12 protein-coding genes, 1 tRNA gene and 2 pseudogenes are annotated in these 12,787 nt (G+C 65.5%); 12 read left to right on the top strand and 3 right to left on the bottom strand.

What is annotated here, in order from left to right:
- Positions 1–49: 49 nt before the first annotated feature.
- Together GBCGDNIH1_RS17790 and GBCGDNIH1_RS17795 are read right to left on the bottom strand one after the other, a co-directional pair.
- On the bottom strand, positions 50–754 hold the full coding sequence (locus GBCGDNIH1_RS17790; protein ID WP_050748417.1) for a TetR/AcrR family transcriptional regulator: 705 nt from the start codon (positions 752–754) through the stop codon (positions 50–52).
- A gap of 298 nt (positions 755–1,052) precedes the next feature.
- Positions 1,053–2,179: pseudogene (locus GBCGDNIH1_RS17795) on the bottom strand (IS3 family transposase).
- Here GBCGDNIH1_RS17795 and trbK-alt point away from each other — a divergent pair.
- The 9 genes and pseudogenes from trbK-alt to GBCGDNIH1_RS25010 form a co-directional block, all read left to right on the top strand.
- Positions 2,168–2,440 carry a putative entry exclusion protein TrbK-alt gene (trbK-alt, locus tag GBCGDNIH1_RS17800; protein ID WP_080504489.1) on the top strand — a complete coding sequence of 91 codons (273 nt, stop codon included), beginning with the start codon at positions 2,168–2,170 and terminating at the stop codon, positions 2,438–2,440. The pseudogene GBCGDNIH1_RS17795 and the gene trbK-alt overlap by 12 nt on opposite strands.
- A 3-nt stretch (positions 2,441–2,443) precedes the next feature.
- Positions 2,444–3,712, top strand: a complete 1,269-nt coding sequence (trbL, locus tag GBCGDNIH1_RS17805; RefSeq protein ID WP_011631768.1) for a P-type conjugative transfer protein TrbL — start codon at positions 2,444–2,446, stop codon at positions 3,710–3,712.
- Positions 3,709–4,398 (top strand): conjugal transfer protein TrbF, encoded by a 690-nt coding sequence (gene trbF, locus GBCGDNIH1_RS17810; protein WP_011631769.1) that lies wholly within the window; start codon positions 3,709–3,711, stop codon positions 4,396–4,398. The genes trbL and trbF overlap by 4 nt, the downstream gene beginning before the upstream one ends.
- A gap of 50 nt (positions 4,399–4,448) precedes the next feature.
- Entirely contained in the window at positions 4,449–5,426 is a 978-nt protein-coding gene (gene trbG, locus GBCGDNIH1_RS17815) for a P-type conjugative transfer protein TrbG (RefSeq protein ID WP_232449709.1), read from the top strand.
- Positions 5,423–6,682 (top strand): TrbI/VirB10 family protein, encoded by a 1,260-nt coding sequence (locus GBCGDNIH1_RS17820; RefSeq protein WP_011631771.1) that lies wholly within the window; start codon positions 5,423–5,425, stop codon positions 6,680–6,682. Before trbG ends, GBCGDNIH1_RS17820 begins: the two co-directional genes overlap by 4 nt.
- Positions 6,679–6,921 (top strand): DUF2274 domain-containing protein, encoded by a 243-nt coding sequence (locus GBCGDNIH1_RS17825; RefSeq protein ID WP_011631772.1) that lies wholly within the window; start codon positions 6,679–6,681, stop codon positions 6,919–6,921. The genes GBCGDNIH1_RS17820 and GBCGDNIH1_RS17825 overlap by 4 nt, the downstream gene beginning before the upstream one ends.
- Before the next feature lie 107 nt (positions 6,922–7,028).
- Positions 7,029–7,280 (top strand): hypothetical protein, encoded by a 252-nt coding sequence (locus tag GBCGDNIH1_RS17830; RefSeq protein ID WP_025319047.1) that lies wholly within the window; start codon positions 7,029–7,031, stop codon positions 7,278–7,280.
- A gap of 131 nt (positions 7,281–7,411) precedes the next feature.
- Positions 7,412–7,807 (top strand): helix-turn-helix domain-containing protein, encoded by a 396-nt coding sequence (locus GBCGDNIH1_RS17835; RefSeq protein WP_080504540.1) that lies wholly within the window; start codon positions 7,412–7,414, stop codon positions 7,805–7,807.
- Positions 7,804–8,847, top strand: a pseudogene (locus GBCGDNIH1_RS25010) (recombinase family protein); the annotation flags it as partial. The gene GBCGDNIH1_RS17835 and the pseudogene GBCGDNIH1_RS25010, both read left to right, overlap by 4 nt.
- Positions 8,848–9,423: 576 nt before the next feature.
- Here GBCGDNIH1_RS25010 and GBCGDNIH1_RS17845 read toward each other — a convergent pair.
- A tRNA-Ser gene (locus tag GBCGDNIH1_RS17845) sits at positions 9,424–9,513 on the bottom strand.
- 233 nt (positions 9,514–9,746) lie between these two features.
- On the opposite strand from GBCGDNIH1_RS17845, the gene GBCGDNIH1_RS17850 reads away from it, so the two are divergent.
- From GBCGDNIH1_RS17850 to GBCGDNIH1_RS17860, 3 genes are all read left to right on the top strand, one after another.
- Entirely contained in the window at positions 9,747–10,757 is a 1,011-nt protein-coding gene (locus tag GBCGDNIH1_RS17850; RefSeq protein WP_011631776.1) for a lipid A deacylase LpxR family protein, read from the top strand.
- Positions 10,758–10,843: 86 nt separating this feature from the next.
- Positions 10,844–11,839, top strand: coding sequence for a lytic murein transglycosylase (locus GBCGDNIH1_RS17855; protein WP_011631777.1), 996 nt, complete (start codon positions 10,844–10,846; stop codon positions 11,837–11,839).
- Positions 11,836–12,783: an RlpA-like double-psi beta-barrel domain-containing protein gene (locus GBCGDNIH1_RS17860; RefSeq protein WP_011631778.1), complete on the top strand. Its 948-nt coding sequence runs from the start codon at positions 11,836–11,838 to the stop codon at positions 12,781–12,783. Before GBCGDNIH1_RS17855 ends, GBCGDNIH1_RS17860 begins: the two co-directional genes overlap by 4 nt.
- The last annotated feature ends 4 nt before the right edge of the window (positions 12,784–12,787 follow it).

A 12,787-nucleotide genomic window follows, 5' to 3' on the forward strand; every position in this document is an offset into this window, starting at 1 on the left:
CGCAGTTCGCCGCGTGGGCGATGAGGTAGGCCGGGCCCGTTGCGCGGTGTCAGGGTCGGATGGTTTTGGTGATGGCAGCGTTGAGCCGCCCGGGGTCGTAGTGGCGCTCGATCACCTCTTCCCTGAGGCCGAGTCCGCGCAGCAGGAACAGCACGGCGCTCGCGGTCAGCTCCTCACGGGTCATGCCGTAATCGATCACCTCTTCGCCTGACAGGCTGACGAGGTGGAGGGTGTTGGCGAGGTGGTGGACGAACCACAGCTCGCCGCGACCGGCGTCCGCGCCCGCATGCAGGTCGCCGGCAGCGCGCGCCGCTACCAGACAGTCGGCGAACAGATCGACCCATGGGCGAACGTGCCGGTCAAGGAAATCGGTCGCGAAACGCCCGTCATCCAGCAGGCTCGCGGTGACGAGGCGCTTGGTGTCGTCGTGCGCTTGCCGCTCGCCAATGCCGGGGAAGACGGCCTGCACCAGTGTCGCCACCCCCATGACCAGCGTCGCTGTCGATGGCTCGGCATCGTCCAGCAGGTGATGGCCGACCTCCTGCGCCTGGACGCAATGGCGTTCGAGCTGGGCATAGAGCACGTCCTTGGTCGGGAAATGCCGAAACAGCAGGCCTTCGGACACGCCGGCTGCGCCGGCGATGATCCTGGTGGTGGCGCCCGCCCGCCCGAGACGCGCGAAGACCGGCGTCGCGGCCGTCAGAATGGCGTGTTTGCGGTCGAGGGCCGACAAACGTGAGGCTGTTTTGGACATGACTTGAATATAAGTAAGTGAGTACTTACTTGTCAATGCCGATTGAGCGCCTCGCGACGTCGGTGGCGGATCGGTACATGAAGGCACGGTCCGCCAAAGAGAGGCTCGGTGCCGCTTGAAGCCATCCCCCGGAACGCCTAAATTGCTGGTCGCCTAAAAAGAAAGCGATGCGGGTATGGTGACAACCTGCAGTCTCTTTCGGAGACAGTCACGCTTGAGCGGGTGATGCTGCTCTTGGCCATGGCCGGACACAGCGAGGATTGGACTTGTAACGGTTTTGTGCCGGTCACCTATCTCATTAAGCCACCTTGGCTTCGAAGGCGAGCGGGCTGATGCCGCCCAGATATGAATGGCGGCGGCGGGTGTTGTAGAATCCGTTGATGTACTGAAAGATGGCGGCTTCTGCCTGACGCCGCGTCGGCCAGCTCTGCCGCCAGATGAGTTCGGCCTTCAGGGATTTGAAGAAGGTCTCGACGGACGCATTGTCGTAGCAATTTCCCTTGCCGCTCATCGATGGACGCAGACCGTAGGCCTGCAGCTTTTTCTGATAGTCGTAAGAGCAATATTGGCTGCCGCGATCCGAATGGAAAAGGCAGCCCTCAGGAGGCTGGCGCAGGCGCACCGCCATATCCAGCGCCCTGATCGCCAAATCTTTCTTCATCCTGTCGCTGACTGCCCAGCCCACGACGCGACGGCTATGCAGGTCCAGTATAACGGCGAGGTAGAGCCAGCCTTCGGATGTCCAGATATATGTGATGTCGCCGGCCCATTTACGGTTGGGAGCATCTGCGGCAAAATCGCCGTCCAGCCAGTTCGCTGCGACACCCAGGCGATGGTGACTATCAGTCGTAACCTTGTGCTTGCGCGTGCGGACTGGCTTGATCCCGTTGATCTTCATCAGCCGCCCGACCCGGCGCTCGCCAACATCGAGCCCCACCTCCTTCAACTCCATCGTCATGCGAGGACGGCCTTAGCTGCCAAGGCTCAGCCTGTACTGTTCTCGGATATGGGCCAGCACTTTCATATCTGTCCGCTCCCGCCGACTGATCGGGCGCGAGCGCCAGGAACGATAGCCGCGTTCACTGACATCCATGACACGGCAGAGCAGTTCAACGGGCCAACGGTGTCGCCAGCTATGCACAAACGCGAACTTCACGGCCTTTGGCTCGCGAAGAACTGCGTGGCCTTTTTTAGCACTTCCCTCTCCTCCCGCAGCACACGGTTCTCAAGGCGAAGGCGTTCATTCTCACGCGCCAGTTCTGCCTGCGGCGCTACCACCAGGTCAGATGGCCGATACTGTGACACCCATTTGCCCAGCGTCGACTTCCCAATCCCCAAATCCGATGCAACCCGGTCGCGCGGCAATCCGCTGGTCAGCGCAATCCGCACCGCCTCCTGCTTGAACTCTTCTGTGTGCTTGATCATCTCGTCGGTCTCCTGTTGCGAGCTCTAATCGCTCACGTGACCGGCGCAAAACCGTTACAAGTCCAGAAACCGGTCGTGCCGGTAACAACCGAGGTATCCACCGCGCCGGCCGATCCTATGCGCGAGGCGCTCGCCCGCTGCCGGTTCATGGGGGAAGTGGCGACGCGCGATCCCGGTTGTCTGAAGACATGGGCCGATAATCGGCGCCGATTTCTCGGATTGGAGCGTGCCGCCGCCCCGCAGCCGAACGGGGAGAGATGAGCGATGCAGGGCACTGGTGCCATCGACAGCTTCCTCGGGGTCTTCACCCGCTACATCGACAGCGGCTTCGGCCTTGTGTCGGGCGAAGTCGCGTTCATCGCGACGACGCTGATCGTCATCGACGTGACGCTGGCGGCGCTGTTCTGGTCGATGGGCGGCGAGGACGACATCATTGGCCGCCTCATCAGGAAGACGCTGTTCGTCGGCGTGTTCGCGTACATCATCGGCAACTGGAACAACCTCGCCCGGATCGTCTTCGACAGCTTCGCCGGTCTCGGGCTGAAGGCGTCGGGCACCGGCTTCTCCGCCGCCGACCTGATGCGGCCGGGGAAGGTCGCGCAGACCGGCCTCGACGCGGGGCGCCCGCTGCTCGACTCGATCTCCGGCCTGATGGGCTATTGGTCGTTCTTCGAGAACTTCATCCAGATCGCCTGCCTGCTGTTCGCCTGGGCGCTGATCCTGCTCGCCTTCTTCATCCTCGCCGTCCAGCTCTTCGTCACGCTGATCGAGTTCAAGCTGACCACGCTCGCCGGCTTCGTGCTCATCCCGTTCGGCCTGTTCGGCAAGACCGCCTTCATGGCCGAGCGCGTGCTCGGCAACATCATCTCGTCGGGTATCAAGGTGCTGGTGCTCGCCGTCATCGTCGGGATCGGCTCGACGCTGTTCTCGCAGTTCACCGCCGGGTTCGGCGGCCGGACGCCGACCATCGACGACGCGATGGCGATCGTGCTCGCCGCGCTGTCGCTGCTCGGTCTCGGCATCTTCGGCCCCGGCATCGCCAACGGCCTCGTCTCCGGCGGTCCGCAGCTCGGCGCGGGTGCCGCGATCGGCACCGGGCTGGCAGCCGGCGGCATGGTAGCGGCCGGCGGAGCCGCTGCCGCCGCGCGCGGTGGCGCGTCCACCGCCTATCAGGCCGGTGCGGCCGGACAGTCCGGTATGGCCAGCGTCGCCTCCGGTCTCGGCAACGTCGCCAGCGCGGGCGGAAAGGCAGCGGTATCGCCCCTGAAGCGCGCCGCCGGCCGCGCGGCCGACAGCCTTCGCTCCAGCTTCCAGGCTGGCAGCCGCGCCGTGAGCGGCGATGCCGCGCCGGATGGTGATGGCGGCGCGTCTCCCGCAGCTCCAGCGGAGGGCGGCCAGCCCGTATGGGCCAAGCGCATGAAGCGCTCGCAGCAACTCACCCACGGCGTTCAGGTCGCCGCGCACGCCGTGAAATCCGGTGATGCGCATGGCGGCGGCTCTTCCATCTCCCTCAATCAAGGCGACCGCCCATGAATATCTTCAAACGACCCGCCGCGCATTACGGCAAGACCCCGCAGCCCGAGACTCCGTACCAGCGCGCCGCCCAGGTCTGGGACGACCGCATCGGCTCCGCCCGTGTGCAGGCGCGGAACTGGCGACTGATGGCGTTCGGCTCGCTGGCGCTCTCCGCCGGCCTGTCGGCCGTGCTAGTCTGGCAGTCGGCGAGCGGCTCGATCGTGCCGTGGGTGGTGCAGGTCGACCGGCTGGGACAGGCGCAGGCGGTGGAACCGGCCACCGCCGGTTATCGCCCGACCGATCCGCAGATCGCATTCCATCTCGCGCGGTTCGTCGAGGAGGTCCGCAGCATCCCCGCCGACGCGATCGTCGTCCGGCAGAACTGGCTGCGCGCCTACGACTTCACCACCGCAGCGGGGGCGCAGGCGCTCAACGACTATGCCCGCGCCAACGACCCGTTCGCGAAGGTCGGCAAGCAGCAGATCGCCGTCGACGTGTCGTCGGTCATCCGCGCCTCGCCCGACAGCTTCCGCGTCGCCTGGACTGAGCGACGCTATCAGGACGGCAGCCTCGCCGAGACCTCCCGCTGGACCGCGATCCTCACCGTCGTCGTCCAGCCGCCGCGCGACGCCGAGGCGCTCAGGAAGAACCCGCTCGGAATCTACGTCAACGCCATCAATTGGTCGAAGGAGATGGGGCAGTGAGCGCGCCTCTCCGCAGACTCGCCGCCCCCGCCGTGCTGCTCGCCGCGACGATGCTCGCCGGCTGCGCGACCACGCAGAAGCCGCCTGAGATCAGCTACGATGCCGAGGTGCCGCCGCTGCCGCCCGTGCCGGTGATCGCCGCGCCGGCACGACCCCAGCCGCTGCACGTCCCGCCGCCGTGGACGCCAGCACGAGGTGGTCAACCTGCCGGCACCTCGACCGCTCGCGTCGAGAACGCCAACGCCGCCGCCCGCGTCCAGCCGCGCCGCGAGGGCTATTACAACGCCATCCAGGTTTACCCGTGGTCGGAAGGCGCGCTCTACCAGGTCTATGCCGCGGTCGGACAGATCACCGACATCGCGCTCGAACCCGGCGAGAGCCTGACCGGCGCCGGCCCGATCGCGGCCGGCGACACCGCCCGCTGGATCATCGGCGACACCGCCCGCTGGATCATCGGCGACACCGCCCGCTGGATCATCGGCGACACCGCCCGCTGGATCATCGGCGACACCGAGAGTGGATCGGGCGACACCCGCCGCGTCCATGTGCTGGTGAAGCCGACGCGCGCCGACCTCGCCACCAACCTCGTCATCACCACCGACCGGCGTTTCTACATGATCGAGCTGCACGCAGGCGAGCGGCCCTACATGCCCTCCGTCGCGTGGAGCTATCCGGCCCCGCTGCCTTCGCAGCAGCCGGTGGTGCCGGCGACGCCGATCATTCCGGCAGCGGCCGAGCGCACCTACCGCTACGCGCTCACCGGCGACGCGCCGCCGTGGCGGCCGGTCTCGGTCTACGACGACGGCCGGCACGTCTACGTCGAGTTCCCGCGCGGCATCGTGCAGGGCGAGATGCCGCCGCTGTTCGTCGTCGGCCCCGAGGGCGAGCCGGAGATCGTCAACAGCCGCGTCCACGGCAATGTCCTGATCGTCGACCGGCTGTTTGGCGCCGCCGAGCTGCGGCTCGGCAAGGGCAATCGCCAGCAGACCGTCCGCATCCTCCGCACCGATGGGAGGCCATCATCATGAGCGCCATCGATCCCCAGCAGAACGCACCGACCCAGCCGGACGCCGACAACGACGCCCGGCCGTTTACCGGCGAGCCGGTCGCGCCGATGCGGCTGCGGCCCGAGCCGCCGCGCGTCACGCGGCTGTCGCGCAAGGCATTGGCGGTGCTCGGCAGCGTTGCCGGCGTCGGTCTCGGCGGTGCGCTGATCTACGCGCTTCAGGTCCAGCATGGCGGTAAAACACCAGAAGAGGTCTACGCGACCGATAATCGGTCGACGCCAGATGGCCTGAACGCGCTGCCGAAGGATTACACCGGTCCGGTGCTCGGACCACCGCTCCCCGGCGATCTCGGCCGCCCGATCCTCGACGCGCAGAACCGCGGCCAGCCGGTGCCGGTGTCGGCGATCGATGCGCCGGCTGGACCCAGCGCGCCCGATCCCGAGGTCGAGCGCCGCCGCCAGGAACGGGAACGGCGTCGGCAGGAACTGGAGGCGGCCCGCACCAGTCGCGTCTTCTTCCAGTCCGGCGCGCAGGCCGCCACGGCGATGGCAGGTGGTGGAACACCGGGCGACGGAATGCCGAACCTCGTCGGCATGGGAGCGTCCGGCCAGACGGCCACGCCCACCGCGCAGGACCGGCAGCTCGCCTTCCTCAACCAGGCCGCCGACCGGCGCACTGTCTCACCCGACCGCGTGACGCCACCGCCATCGCCGTTCGTCGTGCAGGCCGGCGCGGTGATCCCCGCCGCGCTCGTCACCGGCATCCGTTCGGACCTGCCCGGCCAGATCGTCGCGCAGGTGACCGAGAACGTCTACGACAGTCCGACCGGGCGCCTGCTGCTGATCCCGCAGGGCACGCGGCTGCTCGGCCAGTACGACAGCGGCGTCGGTTTCGGCCAACGGCGCGTCCTGCTCGCCTGGACCCGGCTCATCTTCCCCAACGGCCGCTCGATCGTGCTGGAGCGCCAGCCCGGTGCCGATGCGCAAGGCTATGCCGGGCTGGAGGACGGCATCGACCATCACTGGTGGGATCTCGCCAAGGCCGCCGGCCTGTCGACGCTGCTATCGGTCGGTGCGCAGGCCGGCACGTCCGGCGAGCAGGGCGATCTCGTCCGCTCGCTGCGCCAGGGCGCGTCGGACGGCATCTCGCAGACCGGCCGGCAGGTGGTCGGCCGCCAGCTCGACATCGCGCCGACGCTGACCATCCGCCCCGGCTTCCCGGTCCGCGTGATCGTCGGGCGCGATTTGATCCTCGAACCCTATGGAGCCGTCCCATGACCAAGCTGAAGCTCGGCCCGATCGCCGACGACAAGCCCGTGAAGGTCACGCTGGAACTGCCGGCGGACCTGCACCGCGATCTAACCGCCTATGCCGAGGTGCTCGCCCGCGAGAGCGCACAACCGGCAGCCGATCCGGTGCGGTTGATCGCACCGATGCTGGAGCGGTTCATGGCGACCGACCGCGCGTTCGCGAAAGCGCGGCGCACGATCCGCGCGCCCGACGCTGCGATCGGCTGACGCGATCGAGGTATCGCACGATGCCCACTTCACCGCGAAGAACGAGACGGCAGGATCGCAGGGCGGGACCGTGCCGCGACGAACCACAGGATACTGCATCGACATCCGTGCCCGACCGTCACCCTAGCTCCACCCGTCGCGCAAGCCATGTCGCCGGCGTCCTGCCCGACGATCTGTACGACTACTATGCCGCCGAACCCGATCCACGGCGGGGGCCAGCGCCCGCCGCCGAGGCGAAGAAATGGCGAGTCACCGACGACTGGCCCGAGCGCGTGCCGATCACGGAGGCCGAGATCGAGGTGTTCGAGCGCTGGTTCGCCGACCTCTTCGACGAGCTGTTCGGACCGACCGGCCGATAGCGGCGCGCGACGGACGCCACCTGCTGCCGTCATTTCCCTGGAAAGTGTTGTCTGTTGATGATAATGATCTTGGACAGCATCCGGCCCGCCTGACGCTCGCGTATGGCCCGGCCGCTGCCAGGACGGGAGACATGCGCACCGTGACGACGCTGACGATCGGCATCGCCGACACCGATGAGATGAAGGCCCGCGCCCGGCGCATCATGCAGGGCGAGGAGCAGCCCGCGCCGGGCGAGCCGGCGGTCTGGTTCGGCTCGACCGAGTCCTTCGCACGCATTCTCTCCGCCGCCAACCGCGAGATGCTCCGCCTGATCGCCGAGCGCGAGCCGGAGTCGCTCGACGCGCTCGTCGCGCTGACCGGCCGCGCCAAGCCGAACCTCTCGCGCACGCTGAAAGCCATGATCGCCCACGGCATCGTCCGCATGGAGCGCAGCGGGCGCAAGCTCGCGCCCAAGGTCATCCCCGACCGCGTCGTGCTGGCGCTGGAGCTGATCCCGACATCGAAGAAGCAAGGAGACCGCCCGTGAACGCCGAGACGCCCGTCATCGCCCAGCGCGCCGCGCTCTACCTGCGCGTCTCCACCGTCCGGCAGGCCGAGCACGACGTGTCGATCCCCGACCAGAAGCGACAGGGCGAGGCGTACTGCACGTCGCGCGGCTACCGGCTGGTCGACACCTTCATCGAGGCCGGCGCCTCGGCCACCAACGACCGCCGCCCCGAGTTCCAGCGCATGATCGAGGCGGGTACGTCGAAGCCCGCGCCGTTCGACGTGGTCGTGGTCCACTCGTTCAGCCGCTTCTTCCGCGATCACTTCGAACTGGAGTTCTACGTCAGGAAGTTGGCGAAGAACGGCGTGCGCCTCGTCTCGATCACGCAGGAGATGGGCGACGACCCGATGCACGTCATGATGCGCCAGATCATGGCGCTGTTCGACGAATATCAGTCGAAGGAGAATGCCAAGCACGTCCTCCGCGCCTTGAAGGAGAACGCCCGGCAGGGTTTCTGGAACGGCTCGCTGCCGCCGATCGGCTACCGCACCGTCGCGGCCGAACAGCGCGGCGCCAAGACCAAGAAGAAGCTGGAGATCGACCCGCTCCACGCGGACACGATCCGCCTGATCTACCGCCTCGCGCTCGGCGCCGAGGCCGATCACAGCCAGATGGGCGTGAAGGCGATCGTCAAGCACCTGAACGCCCGCGGCATCTTCACCCGCGACGGCGGGCGCTGGGGCATCGGTCAGGTCCACCGTATCCTGACGCGCCGCACCTATATCGGCGAGCACGAGTTCAACCGCCGCTCCAAGACCAAGGAGAAGAAGCCCGACGCCGAAGTGGTGACGGTCGCGGTGCCGCCGCTGATCGAGCACGCCACGTTCGACGCGGTGCAGGCGCTGATGAAGGCGCGCAACCAGAAGACCGCGCTGCCCCACCGCGTCGTCATCGGCCCGACGCTGCTCACCGGCATCTGCTTCTGCGGCAATTGCGGGGGCGCGATGACCATCCGCACCGGCAAGGGCGGGCGCTACCGCTACTATGCCTGCTCGATCAAGGCGCGGCAGGGCGAGACCGGCTGCAAGGGCCGCGCGATCCCGATGGACAGGCTCGACGGCCTAGTTGCCCGCCACATCGAGGACCGGCTGCTCGACCCCGATCGGCTGGAGGAACTGCTGGAAACCATCCTCGGCCGCCGCGAGGAACAGTCCGAGCGACGCCGCGTCCACATCGCCGAGCTGAACCGCCGCGCCGCCGAATCGGAGCTGCGCCTCAAGCGCCTCTACGACGCGATCGAGGCGGGCGTCGCCGACCTCGACGATCCGGCGCTCAAGGAGCGCATCGCCGGCCTGAAGGTCATCCGCGACCAGTCGCGCGTCGATGCCGACCGGGCGCAGGCGATGCTGGAGAGCACCGGCGAGCGGGCGATCACGCCGGAGATGGTCGGGCGCCTGTCACAGGCCGCGCGCGAGCGGATGCGGCTCGACGGGGGCGGCTATCGGCGGGATCATCTGCGTGCGCTCGCCCAGCGTGTCGAGGTCGGCGACGACGAGGTCCGCATCATGGGATCGAAAAGCGACCTGCTCAGGACGCTGGTCGCAGCAGAAGGAGGGAAATCGGCGGCTATCGGCGTGCCCAGCCGAGGACCGAAGTGGCGGAGAGGGTGGGATTCGAACCCACGGTACGCTTGCACGTACGGCGGTTTTCAAGACCGCTGCCTTAAACCGCTCGGCCACCTCTCCGTTGAGGCTCTCCTATCACAGGGTTGGGCCGTGGCAAAGGGTGGGAACGATGCTGAATTGCATCATGTTGGTTGAAACCGTCATTCCGTCTCTTTTCCATGCAACGAAGGATGGGCAGAATACGCTTCGGACTGTTATCAGCGTGTATTTCATGACCTGATCCGTCACCCTTTCATGAGCCGAAAGGAAGACGGCCAGGTCGTCTGGGCCTGAGTAGTTTTAAGGAAGATGGAATGACCGGTTGCACCAGAAGCGTGTGGGCGACAGTGGCTGTGGCAGGTGCGCTGGCAATGCCCGCCTTGTTCGGTGCTTCCGCTGCTCAGGCTACTCCGAAGCCGGATAATAGCTGGATCGTCAATGTCGACATCGAAAACGATGCCGTCGCCGGGACTGATCGTTACTATACTGCCGGTCAGCGGGTCAGCGTGGTGATGCCGAGTGATCTGACCCCCAAATGGGCATCCCGCGTTGGTCGCGCCCTGTGGGGTGATGGTATGCAGCGCATTGCCGTGGGCATTGACCAGTCGATCTTTACCCCTTCCAACACTCAAGTAACCAACCCGGACCCGCATGACCGGCCCTATGCCGCCACGCTGACCGCGAATTTCAACCTGATTCAGGACAAGGATAACAATCGCAGCATTCTTGGCCTCGCGCTGGGTGTGGCGGGGCCCTCGGCATTGGGGCGGCAGGTGCAGAACGGCTTCCATGACCTGATCGGTGATACCGAGAACAAGGGCTGGGGCTATCAGATCCGCGATGAGCCGATTATCCAGTTCACCTCCGAGCGGACCTATCGTCTGCCGATGTATAAATTCTGGGGGCTGGAGACGGATGCCCTGCCATCCCTGACCTTCGGTGTCGGCAATCTGCGTGTGTACGGCCAGACCGGTGTGCTGTTCCGCATCGGGCAGGGGCTTCAGAGCGATTTCGGTCCCAACCGGATCAGACCGGGCCTGACGGGGGGGGATGCCTACACCCCGACCGGACGCTTCGCTTGGTATATCTTTGCCGGTGGGGACGGGCAGGCCGTGGCTCATGACATGACACTGGATGGCAATACCTGGCGCGACAGCCGCCATGTCTCCCGCCAGCCTTTCGTTGGTGAACTGGAAGCCGGGCTGGCAATCATCGCCTATGGTATGAAGGTCAGCTACACCCACGTCGTCCAGACGCAGGAATTCCATGGGCAGCATGGTGGCCTGTTCCAGTTCGGCGTCTTCAATCTCTCCACGCGGTTCTGACGGCTGATTTTAATCTTTGCCTTTGCTTCTCGCTCTGGTGATGAGGCAAGGGCGATGCGCTGCCTCCGTCCTGTGATAGGGCCAGTATGATGTGTATTCCCCGGCGCTCTTTTCTGTCTGCTCTTCCAGCTGCGGCATGTCTCGGCGCAGCCGGTGTGGTTTTTCCTTCAAATCAAGCTGAAGCGCAGGATTTCCGCGGTTTTATTGCCGGGGTGAAGGCAGAGGGCAGGCGGGCAGGCATCTCCGATACGATTTTGGCGCAGGCGTTGAACACTCTTTCCCCCAACACGCGGGTGATCGAGCTGGACCGCAAACAGCCTGAATTCACCATGACCTGGGAACGCTATCGCAGCACGCGCCTGTCGGAAAAACGCATTGCAGCCGGGCGGGAGCAGGCTGCCCGGAATGCGCAGTTGTTGATGCAGGTGGAGAACGCATACGGTGTGGATCGCGGCGTTATCCTCGGCATCTGGGGGCTGGAGACCAATTACGGCGCTTTTCAGGGTGGCTTCAACGTCATTGAGGCAACGGCTACGCTCGCATGGGAGGGCCGCCGTGCTTCTTTTTTCCGGGCGGAGTTGATGGCGGCGCTGAAAATCCTGAACCATGGCGACATCACGATGCCACGCATGCAGGGAAGCTATGCCGGGGCCATGGGACAGCCGCAATTCATGCCGACCTCCTTCAACCGGTATGCGGTTGATTTCGATGGCGATGGCCGTCGCAATATCTGGGACAGTGTACCGGATGTGTTGGCCTCGATTGCCAATTACCTGCTCAAATCCGGCTGGCATCAGGGGCAACCCTGGGGGACGCAGGCGATTGCTCCGGCGACGATCGATCCTTCTGTGGCTGGCCGTGAAAACAGATTGAGCCTTGCCGAATGGGCACGGCTTGGTGTGACGCTTGGTAACGGGCAGAGGCTTCCGGCGTCTCCCCTCCCGGCCTCCCTGATTTTGCCGGATGGACCGGGGGGCGAGGCTTTCCTTGCTTATCCGAATTTTAACGTGATTCGGCGCTATAATCCTTCCGACTTCTATGCCATTGCCGTGGGGATGATCGGGGATATGGTGATGGCGTGACGATACGGTCGGATCTGGAAAAAATAGGCAACGCTGCACTCTGGCGGAAGCTGTGCGTGTTCGGGAGTGTCGTGGGACTCGCCGGTTGCGTGCGTGGTCATGCCCCGCCGCCAGCGCCGCATCTGACTGTTGGTGCACCCTATCAGGTCGGGGATGTCTGGTATTATCCGGCCGAGCAGATCAGATTGACCCAGACCGGTCTGGCGACGGTGGATACGGATACTTCCTCGCGGCTTACAGCCGATGGTGAGCGCTATGATCCACAGGCTCTGGCGGCAGCACATCAGACGCTGCAATTGCCCGCCATCGTGTGGATCACCAATCTGGAAAACGGGCGGAGCCTGCGTCTGCGCGTCAACGACCGGGGACCGGCCTCACCATCACGTCTGGTGTCGTTGACGCCGCGGGCAGCTGAATTACTGGGCATTCAGGGGGCGACGAAAATTCGGCTGGATGTTGATGAAGCAGCCTCAACCCAGTTGCTTGATCATTTCCGCTCCCCTGCCGATGGGGTAAAGATGCAGGCCGCGCCGCGGCAGGATGTTGCGCAGGAAAGCCTCGCTCCCCCATCCGGAGCATCCGGCTCTGCCGGTATCCAGTCCACGCCTGCTCCGACTATTCAGAATCAGGCAGAGACCAGTGCTTCTGATATTGGTCCGCTGCCGGAACAGGTGGAGCAGGGGGTTCCAAGCCCCGGCAATCTGTATATCAAAGCAGGGGTTTTTGGTGGCATGCGGGCTGCTTCGATTCAGGCTTCCCGGCTGGGAGCGATAGGGGCAAGAGTTGAACGTGCCAGGGTGAACGGGCAGGAACGTAATACGGTTTTGATAGGGCCGTTCGCCACCATTGCCGAGGCGGATGCAGCGCTGGATCGTGCTCTGGCGGCAGGCGTGCCGGATGCCCGCATTGTCGTTGCCACCGATAGCCGTCAGTTGATCGACTAGGAGT

This window comes from Granulibacter bethesdensis CGDNIH1, assembly GCF_000014285.2.
Taxonomy (GTDB): domain Bacteria; phylum Pseudomonadota; class Alphaproteobacteria; order Acetobacterales; family Acetobacteraceae; genus Granulibacter; species Granulibacter bethesdensis.